The organism is Endozoicomonas gorgoniicola (assembly GCF_025562715.2).
Taxonomy (GTDB): Bacteria; Pseudomonadota; Gammaproteobacteria; order Pseudomonadales; family Endozoicomonadaceae; genus Endozoicomonas_A; species Endozoicomonas_A gorgoniicola.
The window spans coordinates 589,730-609,158 of record NZ_JAPFCC010000001.1; the positions used below are offsets into that span (position 1 = coordinate 589,730).

Genomic DNA, 19,429 nt, shown 5'->3' on the forward strand with positions numbered 1-19,429 from the left:
GATATAATAGCGTTCAAAACGCAGCCCTGATGAAGCCTGATGTCGCCACCACCAAAATTCAAGGATAGCCCTGTTGAGTTCGACCAGCACCTGCTGTTTCCAACCAACATCTTTGATCTTCTTCCCAAAGATCATGACTGCTACATCTATGAGACCATCTTCCAGAACATTGATACCTCGGAAGTTGAAAAGCAGTACCATCACCTTGGACAGCATGCCTACCCACCCAAGCTGATCGTAGGTATCCTGATCTACGCCTACAGTCATGGTGTATTCAGCTCCCGTGAAATAGAAAAACGGTGTCGGCAGGACTTGGCATTCATGTACATCTCTCAGATGAATTGCCCAAACTTTCGGGTCCTGGGGGACTTCCGCAAAAACAACCTGTCGTTTTTTCATGACTGTTTCAAACAGTCCGTCAAGCTGGCGATGGAGCTGAAACTGGCATCGCTTGGGCATATCAGCCTGGATGGTTCGAAATTCAAAGCCAACAGTTCAAAGCATAAGGCCATGAGCTACGGCCGGCTTAAAGCCAAAGAGGCAGAACTCAGCGCTGAGGTTGATGAACTGATCAAAAAAGCCAGCCAGTGCGATCAGGAAGAAGACGACGCCTACAAAGAAACCAATGGCTACAGTATTCCTGAAGACCTCCTGTTTAAAGAAGAACGGCTGAAGAAAATTAAGGCTGCTAAAAAAGCACTGGAAGAGCGTGAGAAAGCCCTCAATCCGGACGAGCCAATAGACGACAAGAAACAGATTAGCTTTGCAGACCATGATGCCCGGATGATGAGCAAGAAGGGGTACTGCGAATACAGCTACAATGCTCAAATTAATGTAGATGCGGATCACCAGATCATTGTCGGCCAACACATCAGTCAACGCGCCAACGACGTACAGGAAGTAGAGCCTGCTCTTCAGGCTTTGTCAGAATCTACCGATGGCGCGGCTGTGGATAAATGGAGTATGGACAACGGCTATTTTTCAGGGCCAAATCTGCACACCTTGGATAAACATGGAATAGACGGTTATATCGCTACTGACAAGGAAGAAAAACCGGCTGTTACGGACCTTGAAAATACTGATCGAAAATTTGTCAAAGCGGATTTTACATACAATATTGAAGCTGACGTCTTCATCTGTCCGGCTGGGGAAAAATTGGTTACCAATCCAGCCAGTAAAGCTAAGAGGAAAGGCTACCGGGCAAACAAGGAAGTATGCCGAGAGTGCGCTTACCGCTCCAGATGCAGTGGCTCCAAGAAAAGTGCAGGCAAGGTAATTCGCACAGACAAGTTTGAAACTGCACGACAAGCCATGAATAAAAAAATGGAAACAAGCGAAGCGAAAGCGGTATACGAACGTCGCAAAGTAATAGCGGAACCGCCGTTTGGTCAGATAAAAAACTCTGGATTCAGGAGTTTCAGTCTGCGCGGGAAAGAGAAAGTGGAAGCAGAGTTTTCACTGGTATGCACAGTGCATAATTTCAAAAAAATTGTGAAGAAAGCTTTAACGGGGTCACTCCGTCTTGAGGATTTAAAAAAGGTTGAAAAAGCGGCATAAAGGTAAAGAAAAGCTGTAAATTGGCAAAAATGAGCAAATCAACCTCAAAAAGTGGTTGTTTTTTGCTCATTTTGAATTTTGCGAAACCTTTAGGAGGACTGCCTAAGCTATTCTCGGTCAGGCTCCTAGTGAGTGACCATAAACAGCAACGTTAAAGCCGGCGTGTTTGATCAATGCTGCGAGCAGAAGCTGTGCTTCAACGTAACATTGTGGCAATCCTCCTAAGCCATTTTTTAAGTTTGCTGCCCACTGAGACAAGGTTTGGCTAAGGTTAGCCTTACTCCTTTGGGTCAGGTTGCCAGCCGTTGCCCCCGATGTTGTGCCACCAAAAACGAGATTGTAAGTACCTTTCCCCAGTATGACATAGGCCACCAATCCGGATTTAGAGGTTATGATATTGAGGGGCTTGCTCGTACTGGTGCTCGCGCCTGCACTGGAGCTGGCATCTGCGTAGGCACTGGTATTCACAAGTGTTAAGTCTTGACCGCCAGGCAGTTGTTGTGCAGATTTCGTGATTTTGAATGCTATAGCTGGCTCTACCAGGTACCCCGGTGGTAATTTGCTTTCATCCTGATGGTAGGGAAAGCTTGCCATTTGTGCATTGGCCAGCGCAGGGTCAATGGTTGCACGACGCCTGACGGCAGCTCTTGAAAAACCAGATCTACGCATACCCTCTCTCTTCTACAGGGGTGTCTGGCAAATGCTTTTTCGTCTTATTAATCGTCCAGACATGAATACTTTCGAGACAGTGGAAAATCAACTGTCCGTTAGCGTCTGTGCCGGTTTCTTCTTTACCCGGGAATGTTCGGCTTTACCTTTTCAGTTCAAAGTTGGGTTGATGTTAGCAGCATAGACCATCAGGCAGAGTGTCATCACTCTTCATCGGCAGGATTTACGTATGTTCTGGTTTATAGTCTTGCTTCAGCTTTCAGACGAAGTTGTGTAACGGCTGTGCAGTAACCCGCCACAGGATAATAGAAAATTCAATTTATATTGATTTGATGCAGTTCTGTTGATTGACAGTACGAGTTCTTAACCGTACAACATAACTTTTTTCAACGAGTATTCAGGTTGGTTGATGGAATATAAAAGTCATACGGTCCCCGTGAAAAAAAGCATTGCGCTGGTGGCACACGATAATAAAAAAGATGAGCTGGTGGGCTGGGCAATGCGTCACAGAGACGAGCTGGTTAATCATGAGCTATATGCGACAGGCACAACAGGGGGGTTGCTTGAGCGCCATCTTGAGCTTCCGATTCATAAGTTTATCAGTGGTCCGCTGGGTGGGGATCAGCAGATCGGTGCGCTGATTTCTGATAGTAAGCTGGACTTGCTGGTGTTTTTCTGGGACCCGTTTGAGTCGCAGCCACACGATCCGGATGTCAAGGCTCTGCTGAGGATTGCAGCGGTATGGAATATTCCGGTGGCCTGTAACGAGAGTTCGGCAGACTTTGTCTTCTCATCCCCTATGATGAAGACGGGTCACGAGAGGAGAATACCTGACTATGACAACTACCTTCGTTCCAGGTCGTTCTGACTGAACACTTACATGCCCACTTGTTTTTAAGTGGGCATGTATAAGCCATAGCAAGCTATTCAGGCGACAACCTGAGAAACGAGCTGATAGATTATCCAACCAGTGTTGAATGATCTGGAAAGAATTCTGATTCAGCTTTAGAGCTGAAATGCGAGATGTCAGTCTTCAGACGTCTGTTATGCTATCGTTCTGTCCAACAAAGTGACGGCGCTTTTTATAGGTCACTTTGGGTGTTCGGGCTGGTTTGTCTTCTGATGGATTCTGGAGCGTTGCGTTATTCGTAAAAATCGATTTGCCTGACCGGTTATAGTTTCTGTTTCTCACCCTGTCGGATCGGGGTTTCATGCTGGTTTCGGAATGAATTCCGGTGTTAGCTGAAGTGATGTCAAACGAGTCATTAAATCTGGGGTTATCGAATTTGTGATCAATCGTATGAATTGAATCACCGGCTTCCAGAGAGCCACCTTCTTCATCGTTGTTTATTTCCTGCGTATCCTGTTCCTCCTGCATATTCAGCCGCATTCGGTATGGGTGACCGTATCCGCGTCTGCGTCTTGGTTTGTGTGATTTCGGTTCTGGCGGTTTAAGGCCAGTAAATTGCTCGTAGACAGTGGCATAAATGTATTTGCTCATTATTGCCTCCAGTTAAGATTCATCCCAGATTATTAAGTTAATGTCTTTATTTGTTGTACGATGGTATTAAATACCCAAAAGAGCATGTATAGGTAGCAATACCTAAATAAAATCAACATTACCTAGGCAGAAAATTTCATGGTTGAATTTTGATTCAATCGAATCATAGCAGGTCGATTATTTCTGACGTTATTTGTTTCATAATATTTTTGAATGTAAGAGGGTTGTTAATAACCAATCCGTTAATTTATTTTTTTGTATGTGCAAAATAAAAACAGTGCAAGTAGCTGCTGAGTGTATTTGATTATATTGATTACGCTTTTAGAAAAATTCAGCAATTAACTGCATGAGTGGTGAGAGTAGGGTGAATGTGTTAGCCGAAGACTGGCACGTGCGTAGGTATTAGCCCCGATAGTGGAAAAGCCCTACATAAGGTATGTTTGCAGGAGCAATTTTAAGCGGCTGCAGAGAGCGGGATTAACCAGAAGAAACTGTTCATGCAGGACTTCTATTATCAGCTATAACTATTGTCAGCAAGTTTGGTAGAGAGTGTTTTGAAAACCTTCTGTATGGCACTTTATGTTGAGTAATTTACTATACAGGCAGATGTCGAGTTTTGATCTAGCTCAACTCTCGCTCTAATGATGGTTCAACCTTATTCGACCATAGTCTTCGCAACAGACGATTTTTATCAGATATCTCCGCAGCACTTTGACTGACTCCAAAACACGAGGAGCTTGCTAAATGAGCACTCAAGTCAATGAAATTCCCACAGCATGGGAAGGTTTTGTTCAGGGCGACTGGGCAAACAGCGTAAACGTTCGCGACTTTATCCAGAAGAACTACACCCCTTATGAGGGTGGTGACGACTTCCTGGTTGGCTCCACCAAGGCTACAGATACCCTGTGGGCTGACGTAATGGAAGGCATTAAGCAGGAAAACCGCACTCACGCGCCGGTTGATTTCGATACTGACCTGCCTTCTACTATCACTTCCCACGACGCTGGTTACATCCGTAAGGATCTGGAAACCATCGTTGGTCTGCAGACTGACAAGCCTCTGAAGCGTGCCATTATTGCTAATGGCGGCATTCGTATGGTTGAGACTTCCTGTCAGGTGTACGGTAAAGAACTGGACCCAATGGTCAAGAAGATCTTTACCGAGTATCGCAAGACTCACAACGCCGGTGTATTTGATGCTTACACTCCGGATGTCCGCGCTTGCCGTAAGTCTGGTGTTATCACTGGTCTGCCGGATGCTTACGGCCGTGGTCGTATTATCGGCGACTACCGTCGTGTTGCTCTGTACGGTATTGATTTCCTGATCAATGACAAGAAAGCCCAGCACAAGAGCCTGGACGCTGTTCTGGAAAGCGGTGAGAAGCTGGAGCGTACCATCCAGCTGCGTGAAGAGATCATGGAGCAAATCCGTGCTCTGATGCAGATTAAGGAAATGGCTGCCAAGTACGAGTGCGACATTTCTGTACCTGCTAAGAATGCTCAGGAAGCGGTTCAGTGGACTTACTTCGGCTATCTGGCTGCGGTTAAGTCTCAGAATGGTGCTGCTATGTCTCTGGGTCGTGTAGCTTCCTTCCTGGACGTTTACATTGAACGTGACATGAAAGCCGGCCTGATTACTGAAGAGCAGGCTCAGGAAATGATCGACCACTTCGTTATGAAGCTGCGTATGGTTCGCTTCCTGCGTACTCCTGAGTACGACGATCTGTTCTCTGGCGATCCGATCTGGGCGACTGAGTCTATCGGTGGTATGAGTCTGGATGGCCGTACACTGGTTACCAAGAACAGCTTCCGTTTCCTGAATACTCTGTACACCATGGGTCCATCTCCGGAGCCAAACATCACTGTACTGTGGTCTGAACAACTGCCTGAGGGCTTCAAAGAGTACTGCGCTAAAGTGTCCATCGACACCAGCTCTATCCAGTACGAAAACGATGACCTGATGCGTCCGGACATGGAAAGTGATGACTACGCCATTGCCTGCTGTGTATCCCCAATGGTTCTGGGTAAGCAGATGCAGTTCTTCGGCGCTCGTGCCAATCTGGCCAAGACCCTGCTGCTGGCTATCAACGGTGGTGTTGATGAGAAGACCGGCCTGCAGGTAGGTCCTAAAGAAGCTCCGGTAACCAGTGAAATTCTGGATTACGAAGAGGTTGACGCCCGTCTGGATCACTTCATGGACTGGCTGGCGACTCAGTACGTGGTTGCTCTGAACAGCATTCACTACATGCACGACAAGTACTCCTACGAAGCTTCCCTGATGGCTCTGCACGACCGTGACGTGGTACGCACCATGGCTTGTGGTATTGCGGGTCTGTCCGTTGCGGCTGATTCTCTGGCGGCGATTAAGTTCGCCAGGGTCAAGGCGGTTCGTGACGAAAACGGTATTGCGACTGATTTCGAAATCGAAGGTGATTATCCGAAGTTTGGTAACAACGATGAGCGTGTAGACACCATTGCCTGCGATCTGGTTGAGCGCTTCATGAAGAAGGTGGCTTCTCACACCATGTACCGTGAAGCCATTCCTACTCAGTCTATCCTGACCATCACTTCCAACGTTGTGTACGGTAAGAAGACGGGTAACACGCCAGACGGTCGTCGTGCAGGTCAGCCATTTGGTCCGGGTGCTAACCCAATGCACGGTCGTGACACCAGTGGTGCGATCGCATCCCTGAGTTCTGTTGCCAAACTGCCGTTTGCTTACGCGAAAGACGGTATTTCCTACACCTTCTCCATCGTGCCAAAAGCACTGGGTAAGGATGAGGGCAGTCGTCGTCGTAATCTGGTAGGCCTGATGGATGGTTACTTCCACAACGAAGGTCAGGAAGTTGAAGGTGGTCAGCACCTGAATGTTAACGTACTGAACCGTGAAATGCTGGAAGACGCTGTCGAGAATCCGGAGAAGTATCCTTCTCTGACTATTCGTGTATCCGGCTACGCAGTGCGCTTTAACTCTCTGACCCCAGAGCAGCAGCGCGATGTTATCACTCGTACCTTTACTGCTACCATGTAAAGAAAAGCGTTTGACGCTTAACGATGTGATTTGAAAAAAAGGCCGGCTTTTAAGTCGGCCTTTTTCGTTTTAAGGGAAGAGGCTGACAAGAATATACCGTTCTTCCGGTCATTTCTGTTATGCCGTTCCCCTAAGTGCAAACAAGTGAATAAAGTATTATGTCTTTAGGTCGTGTTCATTCTCAGGATTCGTTTGGTACCGTCGACGGGCCGGGCATTCGATATGTGGTGTTTATGCAGGGATGCCATATGCGCTGTCGTTACTGTCATAACCGGGATACCTGGGACCTGCGCGAAGGTGGTGAAATCAAAAGCCACGAAGCCGTGTTTCAGGATATCTATAAGGTCAGGAACTTTCTTTCAGGCGGGGTAACGGTGACCGGGGGAGAGCCGCTGATCCAGGCTGAGTTTGTGGCTGATTTGTTTGCCGAGTGTCGTAAAGCGGGAATACACACCTGCCTGGATACCAATGGTTTTACCAAAACCATTACCGAACCGGTTGAGCGACTGCTGGCGAGTACTGATCTGGTGTTGCTGGATCTGAAGCAGATTGATGAAGATATGCATCAGAAGCTGACTTATGTGACCAATCGGCATCCGCTGAATTTTGCCCGTTATCTGCATGAAATTAACAAGCCCGTCTGGATTCGTTATGTAGTGGTAGAAGGGTATACGGTTGATCCTCAGTATGCGGCAAGGATGGCTGAATTTATTGCGCCAATGAAGAACGTTGAGAAGGTTGAAATTCTGCCTTACCACTCGCTGGGCGTGCATAAGTGGGATTTGCTCAAGGATACTTATGAGCTGGAGTCTGTGGCGCCGCCGACGACTGAGCAGCTTGAGGCTATTAAGGCGGAGTTTGCTAAATGTGGAGTGGTTGCGGCTTATTGAAGGTGGCTCTATCCGGAATCCAGACTGCTCTACAATAAAATCTCGCTCTTGACCATGACAAACAAGACTTTAGCGAAGATGTTGAAGAGTAGCTGTAAAGCCTTGTGATATAAGGCTTGTCGCTTGATTCATTCACACAGCAGTCTGGAGAACCATAAGAGCCTTTATTATTTCACATCCAGCTTGACCTGCTCGGCCTCCCCGAGTCCTGTCTGACCAGGTTTCGTTCTGTATTTTAAATAGGCACCAACACCGGAGATAATAGCGACGGCAGGTACAACTACAGCAACTGCAATGCCCCAGGCTGGAAACCCACTTGAGCTATGCGGTGGGTTATTAAGGGCTATTTTCATAATGTTAACAATATGATTTGATCCCATTTCATCCAACTGCTTATAGGGCAGGTATATTGTACGGTCAGTCACTGTGACCCCGTTGTAAAGCACATCAGGGTGCTCAAGGCTTTTGCTTGTGCGATATACTTCCTCCAGATCATCATAGGTAACCGTGAAAAAATTCCCTTTTTTATCGTATTTAACGGCGTGGAGATATTGTCCGTCAGGGCAAAGCTTTATCCCTGCAGGTGCATCAGAGTCACTTAAATATTTGGGCAAGCTTTCATCAATAATAAAAGTGCCATCTACTTGACCATTATCTGGATTAAACCTGCGAATTGCCAGCTGGTCTCCCTTGCGGGTAATGGTAGCAATGTAAACCCACCCTCTGTGTACTGCTGACACTGCCTCATAACTGGGAAAAGTGTCAGGGCTCATGGCTGTCACCTCCCCATCAACACCAAAAGACTTATTACGGGAAAGAGCCAGACTCTCGTACTGTTGCAAAAATGCTGTTTTTGTCGTGTTTACAACGTTTGTAATATAAAGCAGCTTGCCATCTGGTGATAAGGACATGCTGCTTATATTATCCTGTTTCTGCAATGGGTCAGACAGTGTTCTGTAATGTTCTTTTTCAGAAAAGCGACTGATGAAAAAATCCAAAGGGGACTTACCCGCAAAGTATATTATCCCGTTCCTGCCAGTCATGACGCTTACTTCAGAACCCCTTTCTGGCAGGTAGTCAATTATATAGCCTGATTTATCATTATTTTTTTGGGGCAATGGCAGGCGCAGCAGCAAAGGTTTTTTATCCGGTTTATTTGCAACTAAATGGAGGTAGCGATTGTTGTTGCTGCTCATCAGAAAGCTGTCGCCGGCAAAAGACCAATCCGTCATGTCGGGCAGGTAGTGCGTTATTTTGCCGCAAGTCCCGAATTGCTTATCAAGCTCTGTGCCTGTGTATCGTGCCAGAACCAGAGCGCTGGAATCCAAAGAAGGGCGGATAACCACATATAATTGTTTGTTTATCACATCATAGGCCTGAGCCACGGGGGTTCCTTCCGGTGCAGGGCAGTCCTGACCCAAAGTGGGTTCTGTGGGCAAAGCTATTACTTCCGGAGTGCAGGCAAAGCCACCCTGCTCGCAATTAATTCCGGAACGGGAAATATGTTGTTGCAAGAATCCTTTTAAAAACGGAAGGAATTCACTACGAACACTCCATACCGACAAGTCCAGTAAAGAGTCTTCAGCCGGACCTCCCGGAGTTGCAAACTGACTCAGGATGGCAGGAAAAATAATGGTACCATTTAGAGTGTTATTGAGACGCAGGAGATCCTGGTAATTGTCATTAATGCTTTTAAGCATTGGAAATGCTTTTTCCGGCTCAACGTTCCAGATTTTTTGGTCAAGCCCTTGCGGCACGACCTGTGTTTTATTTTGTGTCACCTCTGCCAAGTCAAGAGGAAGGCTACTGTTGGCATTCCTATTAAGGAACACCCGGCCTGCTTGTATGTTGTGGCGCTGTCTGATACCAACGCCTTGTACTAGTACATTCTTTGTATCATTATAATTACCTGTAATGACATTGCCCGTGTTCAGGTTATTCTCTACCGCCAGTCTTGTTGCCCGGGCACCTATAACGCCCAAGCCATGGCCGCCTATATGTTCGTGTGAGTAAAGGTGGTGGGTAATGTCTCCGGTATTCATATTTTCCCTGACGGAGGATTGCCACGCTTCCCCAAAAATTCCTCCAATAAGAGCGCCTCCATCTATGTCGCGGAGTTTTGCCGTGTTTATATTTCTTTCAACAGAAGGAGTGTATTCAACCAGGCTGACTATTCCGCCTATAGAAGAATACAATATCTTTGGCTCCTTTATTGCTCCACTATTTAGATTGGAGTTAATAGTCGATGCGTCAGTAGCCCTTGCCACTATCCCGCCATAAAGCGTTCCATTAGCTTGAAGTGTTGATTCCATCAAGCCAATATGAAGATTGTTATTCGAGGAAGAACCACTGGTTATCCTCCCTGCAATGCCTCCGACCTCGCAATATGTACATCCGGTCACTATTTTTCCCGTATATTGGTTACTCCTGATCATTGAATGCTCATCAGCATAACCGACTATTCCTCCGCTTTTGCCATGCTTACCACTTACTGTTTCTGTTCCGGTAGCAAGGTTATTAGACAGGGTAGAGTTGCTGGCTTTTCCCACAATGCCGCCAACGTTGAAGAAGCTTCCGGAACTCCTTATCTTTCCAGAATGATTGATAACCTCTGTGATTGTTGTACTTTCAACCTTGCCTGCAACAGCTCCCGTCGAAACGCGTGAACCTGTCGCTTCGATAGCAGGTTTGTCAATAAACAACCGTTCAACCCAACTATTAACCAGGTAACCGAACAGCCCTAAGTAGGCATTATCCGATTTGCTCGTAATGTTTAGCCCATTGACTGCTTTATAATTGCCATATAATTTTACTGAAAATGGAGCTGATTCATTTCCTACGGGTTTCCATTGGTTAAATTTGCTCAGGTCGATGGGTTCTGTCAGCCAGTAAGAGCCATTGACTGGATGATCCGCATCCATGTATTGAACGAAATTGGTATTGTTCAGCAGGGTTATATCTTCGGCTTGTAACAACGGACTTATCATGCTTACAGACATCAGCCCAAAAGAGAAAACAAGCCTTAACCAGATGAAATGGAATTTCGTGATGGTTCTTAAAAAATTTATTTTTATCAGCTTTATTTTTTTCTTGACGCTTTTCAAACGAAAAAAATGTTCATAAAAATGCTGATAACGAATATAAACAAAGTGGATCGTCGAAATCATTGTGGCTTACTCTGTAAAGCTGCGTTTGATCTGGCAATCAAATATTCATAAAAGCTTATGCCACACTGTATAATTCATTCTATTTTTTTGTTATGAGATTTTGGGAATCAATAATCTAAAGGTTGTTTTAGCCTTATAACTCCATATTCAGCCTGGTCTGCCTGAGCTGCCTGAGCCTTACCGGATAAGATGCTGTTCTGCGTTTGTAATAGATGCTAGTGACGATAAGAGCAATTGTAGCGACTGTAGTGACTGTAGCGACTGCAGCAGCTACATAGCCCCAGACTGGAAACCCACTTGAGCTACGCAGTTGTTGTGGGTCATCAAGGGCTATTTTCATGACTTCAACAATATGGTTTGATCCCGGCTCGTCTAAATGCTTATAAGGCAGGTACATTTTACTGTCGGTCACTGTCAGCCCGTTGAAAAGCGCATCAGGGTGTTCAAGACTTTTGCTCGTGCGATAAACTTCTTCCAGATCATCATAGGTAACCGTAAAAATATTTCCCTTTTTATCGTATTTAACGGCATGGAGATATTGTCCGTCAGGGCAAAGCTTTATCCCTGCGGGTGAATCAGAGTCACTTAAATAATTGGGCAAGCTTTCATCAACAATAAAAGTGCCATCTACTTGCCCATTACCCGGATCAAACCTGCGAATTGACAGCAGGGCTCCATTGCGGGTAATGCTGGCAATATAGACCCACCCTCTGTGCACCGCTGAAACAGCCTCATAACTTGGAAAATAGTCAGGGGTGATCGCCATTACCTCTCCATCAACACCAAAAGACTTTTTACGGGAAAGGGTCAGACTGTCGTACTGTTGCAAAAATGCTGTCTTTGTCGTGTTTACAACGCTCGCAATATAAAGCAGCTTGCCATCTGGTGATAAGGACAGGCTGCTTATACGCTCCTGGTTGTTTATATCAGCCTGCTTGTGCAATGGGTCAGAAAGTGTCCTGTAATGTTCTTTTTCAGAAAAACGGCTGATGAAAAAATCCGAAGAGGATTTACCCGCAAAGTATATTGTCCCATTACTGCCAGCCATGACGCTAACCTCAGAGTCTCTTTCTGGCAGGTAGTCAATTGTATAGCCGGATTTGTCATTATTTTTTTCAGGTGTATTTTCTTCGGGCAATGGCAGACGAAGCAACAAAGGGCTTTTATCCGGTTTGTTTGCAACTAAATGGAGGTAACTATTGTTGCTGTTGCTGTTGCTGTTGCTCGTCAGCAAGCTATCGCCGATAAAAGACCAATCCGTCATGTCGGGCAGGTGGTGCGTTATTTTGCCGCAAGCCCCAAATTGCTTATCAAGCTCAGTCCCTGTGTATCGTGCCAGAACCAGAGCATTGGAATCCAGAGCATTGGAATCCAGGGGAGGGCGGATAGCCACATATAATTGATCGCTTATCACATCATAAGCCTGAGCCACGGGAGTTCCTTCCGGTGCAGGGCAGTCCTCACTCAAAGAGGGTTCTGTTGGCAAAGTCCTCATTTTCGGAGAGCAGGCAAAACCGCCCTGCCCACAATTAATGTCAAAACGGGCAATTTCCTGCTGCAAGAACCCCTTTAAAAACGGAAGGAACCCACTACGAACAGTCCATACCGCTAAATCCAGCAGAGTGGTTTCAGCCGATCCTCCCGGAGTTGCAAACTGACTCAGGATGGCAGGAAAAATATTTGTACCATTTTGGGTGTTATTGAGACGCAGGAGCTCCTGGTAATTGCCATTAATGTTTTTAAGCATCGGAAATGCTTTTTCCGGCTCACTGCTCCAGATTGTTTTGTTAAGCCCCTGCGGTACGGGCTGTGTTTTATTTTGTGTTATCTCTACCAGGTCAAGTGGAATGCTATGGTTGGTATTCATATTGACGAACACACCGCCTGTTTGTAAGTTGTGACGCTGCTCAATATTATTGCCTTTTATTATTCCATGGTGTGAATCAACAAGATGACCTGTAATGATTCTGGCTGTGTTCAGGTTATTATCTATGGCAAGATCTGTCCCCCAGGCACCTATCCCCCCCACACCTCCGACGCCTATAGGTTTTTGTGAGAAAAGGTTGTAGGTAATTTCTCCGTTATTCATATTTTGCCTGATGGGGGTTTCTCTCGCTTGCCCAGCAATGCCTCCAATAAAAGAGCCTCCATCTTTTTGGTGGAGTGCTCCCGCATTGACGTTTCTGTCAACGGAAGTGCTGCTTTCTACAAGTCCGACTATTCCGCCTAAAGTGCTTAACCATGCCGTTGAGAGACTTAGTGACCCGCTATTAAGATTGGAGGTGATAGTCGATGCACCGGCAGCCTTTCCCACTATCCCGCCATAATCCGATTCACTGGTTTGAAATGTTGATGCTATCAATCCGGTATGAAGATTGTTATTCGAGGAAGAATGTTCGGATAGCTCCCCTACAATGCCTCCGGTGCTGGACAATGAACTTGCGGTCACTATTTTTCCTGCATATTGGTTACTCCTGATAATTGAGCGCCCCCGAACAGAACCGGCTATTCCACCACTTTTACCATTGTACCCACTTGTTATTTCAATTATTCCGGTAGCAAGGTTATTGGACAGAATTGAGCCATGGCTGGCTATTCCCACAATGCCACCGGCATTGAAACTTTTTCCGGAAGTCTTTATCTTACCTGCATGGTTAATAACCTCTGTGATTGTTGTACTTTCAACCCCGCCTGCAACAGTTCCCACCGAAGTGGGTGAGCCTGCCCCTTCGATAACAGGTTTGTTAATAAACAATCGTTCGACCCGGCTATCAACCAGGTAACCGAACAGCCCTAAATAGGAATCATCCAATTTGTTCGCAATGTTTAGTCCATTGATTACTTGATAATTGCCGTATAATTTTACTGAAAATGGAACTGATTCATTTCCTACGGGTTTCCAGTGGTTGAATTTGTTCAGGTCGATGGGTTCTGTCAGTAAGTAAGAGCCATTAACTGGATGATCCGCATTAATGTATTTAACGAAGCTGCTATTGTTCAGCAGGATTACTTCTTTGGCCTGTAACAACGGACTTATCATGCTTACAGATGTCAGTACAAAAGAGGAGGTAAACCTAAACCAGATGAAATAAAGTTTCGTGATGGCTCTTAATAGTATTTCTTTTATCAGCTTTATTTTGACGATGTTTAATCTGAAACAATGGTCATTAAAAGACTGATAACGAATAAATACAAATGGGATCATCAATATCATTGTGGCTGCTCTGTAAAACTGCATTTGATCAGGCAATCGAACATCCATCAAAGTTTATGCCAAATTACATAATTCATTCTATTTTTTTGTTATGAGATTTTGGGAATCAATAATCTAAAGGTTGTTTTAGCCTTATCTCTCGCTGAATGGTTTAAATTCAGCTTGGAGCGCAAGAGCGCAACATTCGTTATCATACATAATAATGTTGCGCTCTTGCCACTGAACAGCAGGTGTCGTGTGTATCAGTTGAAGATACGGTTTTCCTGCTCCTGAACCCGAATAAACGTAGTACGCTTAGTCAGTTCTTTCAGCTTTGCAGCACCAACGTAGGTGCAGGTGGAGCGAACGCCGCCCAGGATGTCCTGTACGGTTTCAACCACTGGACCGCGGTAAGGTACTTTAACGGTTTTGCCTTCGGAAGCACGATACTTGGCAACACCGCCAGAGTGCTTGTCCATCGCCGTGTCGGAACTCATGCCGTAGAACAGGCGGAATTTTTTGCCGTCTTCTTCTACCAGCTCGCCGCCGGACTCGTCGTGGCCGGCAAACATTCCGCCGATCATTACGAAGTCAGCACCGCCACCAAAGGCTTTGGATACGTCGCCAGCGCAAGTGCAGCCGCCGTCAGAGATGATCTGGCCACTAACACCGTGAGCTGCATCAGCACACTCAACAGTGGCAGACAGTTGAGGGTAGCCAACGCCGGTTTTAACGCGAGTAGTACATACGGAGCCCGGGCCGATGCCAACTTTTACAATGTCAGCGCCTTTCAGGATCAGTTCTTCAACCATCTCACCGGTCACTACGTTACCAGCGATGATGACCTTGTCAGGGTGAGCCTTACGTACGCGGGTTACGTAAGATACAAAGTGTTCAGAGTAGCCGTTGGCTACGTCGATGCAGATGAAACGCAGCTTGCTGTCCAGAGCCAGGATTTCGTTCACTTTTTCGAAATCACTGTCAGAGGTGCCAGAGCTGACCATGATGTGTTCCTGAATGCCTTCAGGAGCATCAGCCAGGAACGCTTTCCATTCTTCAACGGTGTAGTGCTTATGCACTGCAGTCAGCATTTTGTGCTCGGCCAGAGCCAGAGCCATATTGAAGGTACCAACGGTGTCCATGTTGGCAGCGATGACAGGAACACCAGTCCATTCTGTATCGGTGTGTACAAAGCGGAAGGTTCGCTCCAGGCTTACCTGGGAACGGCTCTTCAGAGTGGAACGCTTAGGCTTGAACAGTACATCTTTAAAGCCCAGCTTGATATCAGCTTCAACGCGCATAATCTTCCCGTTAAGGCATTAGCCTGTCTAAAATAATTTTGCCACTGTCATTGAGTGATAAAATTACGCGACTCATGCCTGTTTTTACAGGTTAATACAGAGGGTGATGTACAAGCGGCGGGTGCCTGATAGGTAGTTTCCGTTTTTACTGAACACAGTATCGGAAAGGGATGCAGAGTTTTGACGCTTATACCAGCCGAGTATACAAAATCATTGTCAAAGATCAAAGGGTTGATTGTTAATTCAATTTCTTCGAATGATGGGTCAAGTTCAGGCAATGCAGCTTCAGTTTTTTTAACAGTAAGCTGCATTGGCTGTACGTTAGTCGATCAAATCCCGGATTTTGGTTTTGATCAGATCAATGGCAATACGGTTTTTGCCGCCGTGTGGAATGATCAGGTGAGCGTGCTGCCGGGCGGGTTCAATAAACTGCAGGAACATTGGGCGTACGGTTTCCAGGTACTGTTTGATCACGGAATCAACATCGCGCCCACGTTCGACAATATCGCGTTTCATGCGACGAATCAGGCAGATGTCCAGGGGGGTGTCCATATAAAAGCGCAAATCGAATGCTTCACGAATGTCTGGACGGGTAAACAACAGAATACCTTCAATAATCACCACGCGGGCTGGCAATACACGACGGCACTCGTCTTTACGATTGTGGACTGAATAGTCGTAAATGGGAACGTCGACTGCCTTGCCTGTTTTAAGCTGGTTCATGTGATCCAGCATCAGTTCATGATCCATGGAGTCCGGGTGGTCATAATTGGTACGAACACGTTCTTCCATGGTCAGGTGAGTCTGATCTTTGTAGTAGGAATCTTCAGAGATAATACACAGATGCTCAGACTGCAACTCTTCGATCAGGGTGTTCGCCAGCAGACTTTTACCTGATGCAGAAGCACCAGCAACACCGACAAGGATGGTTTTCTGTTTCATAAATAATCCACCATTGGGAATTGTGGATGAATAAAGGCTTCAGATGACTGGCAGTGGTTGCGGTAAGGGTTACCGAAACCAACTACAGCAAGCGTTACTCAGGTCTTGTGACGATCGACAGGGTGTGGTTTTCCATCGTCGTCTATAGCAACATAGGTGAAAATGCCTTCTGTGACTTTGACCCGTTGCTGGTTGAATGGCATCTTCATGCTCCATACTTCCAGTTTGATACGCATTGACGTTGTGCCAATATGCATGAACTCGGCGTAACAGCAGATAACATCACCCACTTTGACCGCCTGGTGAAACGACATGGATTCTATGGCTACGGTTGATATACGACTGTGAGCGCGCTGCTTGGCAGCCATGCCGCCAGCCAGGTCCATCTGCGACAGTATCCAACCACCGAAAATGTCACCATTGGCGTTAGTGTCGGCAGGCATTGCCAGAGTACGAAGAACCAGTTCACCTCGGGGCTCGTGCATCAGAGCATCTCCAAATCTATCCGGTTTGATCGGCGAATCCTAAGGGGCTGGGAGGCTGTTGTAAATTGGTAGATGTCAGTTTGTGATTTTTCCGCAGTTTCGGTATAAGAGCGCGTTTCAAAAGCCACATTCTTTATCCGGTAGAAAGGTTAGACAGATTTATGGGATCCGATTCTCTCGCCAATACCAGCCAGCTGGTCATGCGCAACGCTCAGTGGCTGGAAAGCAACAATATGCTGCTGGTAGGCATGCCAGCCGATAATCTGGCCCGTTTGTTGCTGGAAGAAAAGGTGGCAACCAGGGTGTCGGGTTTGACCAGAGACTATGCCGTTTATCGGCGGCTGAAGCCTTCATGGGAACGAAATGATCGCCTGAGACTGGAGTTCGCACCGGTAGTCTCTGAGACAAAACAGCGTTTTGATGGTGTCATTATTTTTCTTCAGAAAAGTAAGCCCCTGATGGATTACTGGCTGGAGATGCTGTTGCCACTTCTGACGGAGGATGGCTGTGTCTGGCTGGTGGGTGAAAATGGCGAAGGCATCAAGTCCTGGCGCAAACGTCTGAAAAACACCTTCGAGTCGGTTAAAAACCTTGATAATGCGCGACACTGTGGACTGCTGGAAGGCGCTTCGCCGCAACAGACAAAAGAATTTGACTGGCAAAAAGCGTTTACTGAGTTTGAAGTTCCTGTGGCAGGCAGGCATCTGACCATTCAGTCGCTGCCTGGTGTGTTCAGTCACGGTCGACTGGATGTGGGTACCGAAGTTTTACTGGATACCTTTGATAAAGTGCCTGCTGGTGAAGTGCTGGATTTTGGTTGCGGAGCGGGTGTTATTTCTGCAGCTCTGGCAGGTCTGGGTGCTGATAATGATTTGACGCTGATAGATTGCGACGCTCTGGCTCTGGCAAGTTCGGAACGCACTCTGAAGCAGCTGGGCGTTAAGCGATTCAAAACCGTTGCCAGTGATGGGCTGTCTGAGGTTCAGGGCTCGTTTGACTTGATTGTGTCGAACCCGCCTTTTCATCAGGGAGTAAAAACTCACTATGCCGTGACCGAGCAGTTTCTGGCAGAAGCCGCCCGGCGGTTGAATAAAGGAGGGGAGTTGAGAATTGTTGCAAACAGTTTCCTGCGTTATGAACCCATTATTGTTAAAGCCTTTGGTCATTGTAAAACGTTGGTGACTCGAAATGGCTTCAGTGTTTATCAGGCCATCAGGCATTAATATCATCCTAAATGTTCAGGTGTCGTGTTTTCGTCACCTGAACGATGCGTTGTCTGCTTTATTAAAAATTGCATATTTATTCTGACTCTCTATCAAACGCCATTTTTTAAGAATTATTTTTTCCTATACTAACCAGAAGTTGTGATTCCTAAGATCAGGGAGTGGTCGGATGTCCAGTATTTTTCAGAAAATAAATGCCTTTGTCCCCAGGCTTCAAAGGCCACTTAAAGCCGTAAAAACCAAACTAGCTGGTTTTGCACCGGTTGTTGCCACCAAGAAATTTCTATTTAAAAAAGCAGCAGCTATCGCTAAGCCTTTTGTACGGCTCTATGTCGGTGCAAGTAAAAGGTACCGAAATTTGCGCCTGCCAACATTCAGCCGTCGAAATGCGCTGGAAAGAGAGGTTGGTAAGCAGATTTTCAAAAGGGATGTTAAGGCCGCTGACGTTGAAAAGGCAATGACTGACCTCGGCAAGGCAAGAGGTACAAAAGAGCAGGCTGAAGAAGCTCGTCGATTGATGGACTCAATGCTGGTTGTTCAGAAAGAACTCGAAAAATATGCCGTAGCTGCTGAAGCCAGCGAGGAAGCTCTGGACAAACATCTTGGTATTGTTGATGAGATGCTGGCTGATAAGTTGGTTAATCTCAAAAACACGCGCTGGAAGGATTACCAGTCTCGTATCCGTGGCAAGTCCAATAGCCGGATTATTCATTTTCAGAGTCTGCACCAGCTGGTATTTGGAACCGATCATTTACCTGTTCGTGACAGAACCACAGCCCGCTTAGAAGGGTTGAGGCATTATGTAAGAGAAGCGCAGGTTGAGCGGCATCATGGCAATCGTCAGGATACGGATACTGATCTCGAATACGCAATGAAAAAAATGCGTGAAGACTGGAAGCTTCACAGAGCGCCGATTGATGGAGAAATACAGAACATTATTGGAAGCAAAGACAGAAGCAAAACCCGCCGGTTGCAGCATTTGATGGCTTACAGGGCGACCATAAAGATGCTGGATGAAGTTCTGGACGCTCCAGATACGAATATTGCCCGTCAGGCACGAGAAAATCTGGTCAGTGAAATGGGTGATATGCTGGGACTGAAAGAAACACTGTCTTCTGTCGATACGTTGCTGCGTGAAGAGTTTCCCGATACAGAGCTGCCTTCCGGATACTCTGAGAGGGTAGAGTCAGCCGCAGAGGAGACTGAGACAAAGCCTCCCGTTTCGCCTGAAAAGAAGAGAAAAAGGCCTGCGCAGAAACGAAGGTCAAGGCAGCGCCTGGGAGTAAGGCTTGATCCTGGCTTGCAAAAGTCAACCAATGACTGGTTTGCCGACGAAGCCTGGAAACGCTGGGATGACGAAACTTATGATCCTGGTAAGCCCCGGAAAAAATAGCCGTAATCAACACAGGGCTGCGTGTGAATCACTTGAGGCGTTGCCCTGTATTTTTTGTTGTGTTCCACATCCTTGTGA

Annotated in this window: 13 protein-coding genes; 6 read left to right on the forward strand and 7 right to left on the reverse strand. The window is 46.4% G+C overall.

Annotated elements, in window-relative coordinates; all coding sequences use genetic code 11:
• The first annotated feature begins 39 nt into the window (after positions 1–39).
• Positions 40–1,557 carry an IS1182 family transposase gene (locus NX722_RS02710; RefSeq protein WP_262563985.1) on the forward strand — a complete coding sequence of 506 codons (1,518 nt, stop codon included), beginning with the start codon at positions 40–42 and terminating at the stop codon, positions 1,555–1,557.
• A 117-nt stretch (positions 1,558–1,674) separates the two neighbouring features.
• Here the strand turns inward: NX722_RS02710 and NX722_RS02715 are convergent, their stop codons facing one another.
• Complete coding sequence (locus NX722_RS02715) at positions 1,675–2,226, reverse strand: hypothetical protein (RefSeq protein ID WP_262566618.1); 552 nt, start codon at positions 2,224–2,226, stop codon at positions 1,675–1,677.
• Positions 2,227–2,635: 409 nt separating this feature from the next.
• Between NX722_RS02715 and NX722_RS02720 the strand changes: the two genes are divergently transcribed.
• Positions 2,636–3,094, forward strand: coding sequence for a methylglyoxal synthase (locus tag NX722_RS02720; protein WP_262566619.1), 459 nt, complete (start codon positions 2,636–2,638; stop codon positions 3,092–3,094).
• Between the two features lie 165 nt (positions 3,095–3,259).
• Here NX722_RS02720 and NX722_RS02725 read toward each other — a convergent pair whose 3' ends face one another.
• Positions 3,260–3,727, reverse strand: a complete 468-nt coding sequence (locus tag NX722_RS02725; protein WP_262566620.1) for a hypothetical protein — start codon at positions 3,725–3,727, stop codon at positions 3,260–3,262.
• A 744-nt stretch (positions 3,728–4,471) separates the two neighbouring features.
• Here NX722_RS02725 and pflB point away from each other — a divergent pair.
• Positions 4,472–6,757: a formate C-acetyltransferase gene (pflB, locus tag NX722_RS02730; RefSeq protein WP_262566621.1), complete on the forward strand. Its 2,286-nt coding sequence runs from the start codon at positions 4,472–4,474 to the stop codon at positions 6,755–6,757.
• A 158-nt stretch (positions 6,758–6,915) separates the two neighbouring features.
• On the forward strand, positions 6,916–7,647 hold the full coding sequence (pflA, locus tag NX722_RS02735; protein WP_262566622.1) for a pyruvate formate-lyase-activating protein: 732 nt from the start codon (positions 6,916–6,918) through the stop codon (positions 7,645–7,647).
• Positions 7,648–7,814: 167 nt separating this feature from the next.
• Here the strand turns inward: pflA and NX722_RS02740 are convergent, their stop codons facing one another.
• The 5 genes from NX722_RS02740 to yciA all read right to left on the reverse strand — a co-directional run bounded on the left by NX722_RS02740 (position 7,815) and on the right by yciA (position 16,735).
• Positions 7,815–10,814, reverse strand: a complete 3,000-nt coding sequence (locus NX722_RS02740; RefSeq protein ID WP_262566623.1) for a hypothetical protein — start codon at positions 10,812–10,814, stop codon at positions 7,815–7,817.
• 133 nt (positions 10,815–10,947) lie between these two features.
• Complete coding sequence (locus NX722_RS02745) at positions 10,948–13,854, reverse strand: hypothetical protein (protein ID WP_262566624.1); 2,907 nt, start codon at positions 13,852–13,854, stop codon at positions 10,948–10,950.
• A 416-nt stretch (positions 13,855–14,270) separates the two neighbouring features.
• A complete protein-coding gene (locus NX722_RS02750; RefSeq protein WP_262566625.1) occupies positions 14,271–15,308 on the reverse strand; it encodes a GMP reductase in 1,038 nt (345 codons plus the stop codon).
• Positions 15,309–15,629: 321 nt separating this feature from the next.
• A complete protein-coding gene (gene udk / locus NX722_RS02755) occupies positions 15,630–16,250 on the reverse strand; it encodes a uridine kinase (protein ID WP_262566626.1) in 621 nt (206 codons plus the stop codon).
• 98 nt (positions 16,251–16,348) lie between these two features.
• Positions 16,349–16,735: an acyl-CoA thioester hydrolase YciA gene (yciA, locus tag NX722_RS02760; RefSeq protein WP_262566627.1), complete on the reverse strand. Its 387-nt coding sequence runs from the start codon at positions 16,733–16,735 to the stop codon at positions 16,349–16,351.
• A 161-nt stretch (positions 16,736–16,896) separates the two neighbouring features.
• On the opposite strand from yciA, the gene NX722_RS02765 reads away from it, so the two are divergent.
• Complete coding sequence (locus NX722_RS02765; RefSeq protein WP_262566628.1) at positions 16,897–17,958, forward strand: class I SAM-dependent methyltransferase; 1,062 nt, start codon at positions 16,897–16,899, stop codon at positions 17,956–17,958.
• A gap of 169 nt (positions 17,959–18,127) precedes the next feature.
• Positions 18,128–19,351 (forward strand): hypothetical protein, encoded by a 1,224-nt coding sequence (locus tag NX722_RS02770; protein WP_262566629.1) that lies wholly within the window; start codon positions 18,128–18,130, stop codon positions 19,349–19,351.
• Positions 19,352–19,429: the final 78 nt, after the last annotated feature.